At 47.0% G+C, this 2,376-nt stretch carries 3 protein-coding genes; all 3 read left to right on the top strand.

The window, feature by feature from the left end; translation table 11 throughout:
• Window positions 1–630, top strand: a 630-nt coding sequence (locus CVN76_RS30135; protein ID WP_100534251.1) for an ABC transporter ATP-binding protein, incomplete at its 5' end; no start/stop codon positions are given.
• The gene (locus tag CVN76_RS30130; protein WP_332850725.1) at window positions 560–1,750 is read left to right on the top strand and encodes an ABC transporter permease; all 1,191 of its coding nucleotides are present in this window, start codon (window positions 560–562) and stop codon (window positions 1,748–1,750) included. The genes CVN76_RS30135 and CVN76_RS30130, both read left to right, overlap by 71 nt.
• Window positions 1,751–1,860: 110 nt before the next feature.
• A partial coding sequence (locus CVN76_RS30125) for a response regulator transcription factor (protein ID WP_100534250.1) occupies window positions 1,861–2,376 on the top strand: 516 nt, incomplete at its 3' end.

Genomic DNA, 2,376 nt, shown 5'->3' with positions numbered 1-2,376 from the left:
TTCATTTCCATCATCGGTCCCTCCGGATCAGGGAAATCGACGTTCATGAATATGATAGGGTGTCTGGATAAGCCTGATACAGGTGAATATCTTCTTGATGGAAAAGAAGTTGAAAAAATGAAGGATAATGAGCTAGCGGCGATTCGCAATATTAAAATAGGATTCATCTTTCAAAATTTCAATCTGTTGGCGAAGTTGACAGCGCTGGAAAATGTCGAGCTTCCCCTTGTCTATAGAGGAGTGAGCGTGAAGGAAAGAAAAGAGGCCGCCGTTTCCTGTCTTGATAGGGTTGGCCTGGGTGACCGGATGAACCATTTGCCGAATCAACTTTCCGGCGGACAGCAGCAAAGGGTGGCAATCGCAAGGGCATTGGCGGGCAACCCTCCCGTTTTATTGGCGGATGAGCCGACGGGGGCACTTGATAGCAAAACAAGTAAAGAAGTTCTGCAGATGCTAAAAGATTTAAACGAAAAGGGGCAAACCATCATCCTTATCACCCATGACATGGAAGTGGCAAAGGAAGCAACTCGTGTCGTTCGGATTCAGGATGGACAGCTTTTTGAAAGCGGAGGTGATTGGATTGAACTTGAGCGAATCGATGAAGATGGCCATACGCTCTATCAAAACTAATAAGGTCCGTGCTTTTTTAACCATGCTTGGCATCATTATCGGCGTTGCCTCCGTCATTGTCCTGGTTTCGATTGGGCAAGGATCCTCACAGTCCGTTCAAGATGAGATAAATAGCCTGGGAACGAATTTATTGACGGTAAGTGTCACGGATACGGATTCAGTGGAGTTGACGGAGGATACGATTGATCAGTTTAAGGAGCTAGACGGGATAGCCGACGTTGCGCCTGTGGTCACGGGCCGCGTTTATGCAAAAAATGGTGAAAATTCGGCCCAGGTTTCCATGACCGGTGCCACTTCAGCTTATTTATCGGTTCGGGACCTTGAGCTTAGTCAAGGGCGATTTTTGACGGATCTGGAAACGGAATTACGCTCCAAGGTCGTTATCCTAGGGTCTGATACAGCAAGCACGCTTTTTGAAAATCAAAACGCGGTGGATCAAAACGTTCTTATCGGCGGTGTTTCCTATCGAGTGATCGGTGTGCTGAAATCAGTAGGAACCTCCATGGGCTCGAGCGGCGATGATGTAATCATTGCACCGATCACCACTGCCGAACGGGCGACGGGCAGCACGACGATCGGGACCGTTTATGTAAAAGCGAAGAACGAGAACATCGCGGAACGGGCCATGTATCAAGTGCAAGGTGTGATGACCACTTCATTCCCTGGCCAAAGTGATAATTATTCCGTATCCAATCAAGAGGATTTGATGGAAACAATGAGCTCCGTATCCGATACATTCACGCTCATGCTTGGCGGCATTGCCAGTATTTCGCTGCTTGTGGGCGGGATTGGCATCATGAATATCATGCTGGTATCCGTCTCGGAAAGGACGAAGGAAATCGGGATCCGAAAGGCAATCGGGGCAAACCGGAAATCGATCCTTCTGCAATTCTTAATTGAAGCGGTCGTCTTGAGCTGCCTAGGGGGATTGTTGGGAGTGGCAATTGGATTCGGAATCGCAAGGTCGATTTCAGCTTTTTCAACATTAACGATTAGTTATTCATGGTCGGTGACAGTGTCTGCCTTCTTATTCTCGATATTGATCGGGATTGTCTTTGGCGTATTCCCTGCCAATAAGGCATCGAAATTGAATCCAATCCAGGCACTGCGGCACGAGTGAACATACAAATTATAAAGAAAGCGGCTAGGAATATGCCCGCTTTCTTTTGTATATGAAAAAGGATAAAATCAACATAAATAGCAGGTGAAACGGTCAGGGGGGAACTCTTCATGAAGATTTTGGTGGTGGAAGATAATGCTTCATTATTGGAATCAATCCGGCAAATTTTGGCCGATGAATATGAAGTCGATACAGAGACTAACGGGGAGGATGGGCTATTCATGGCCCTGCAAGGCATTTACGATATCATTTTATTGGATGTGATGCTTCCGGGAATGGATGGCTTCGAAATCGTCCGAAACATCCGGGAAGCAAAAATCGATACAAGCGTTTTGTTTTTGACGGCAAAGGATGGCCTTGAGGATCGTGTCAGAGGGCTTGAGATGGGCGGTGATGACTATTTAGTCAAACCGTTCCAGGCACCGGAGCTTAAGGCAAGGATCCGCGCCCTCCTTCGCCGAAGCGGCATCATAACGCTTTCGCAGCATGTGAAGTACCGTGGAATCGAATTGCTGGAAAAAGAAAAGGATATTTCAGTTGATGGCAAGGTCATCAAAATGACCTTGAAGCAGTACGAACTATTGGAGTACCTCATTCAAAACAACGGAAAAATATTGACCCGGGAG

The organism is Bacillus sp. mrc49 (assembly GCF_002803435.1).
This window is presented reverse-complemented; position numbering and strand designations above follow the sequence as displayed.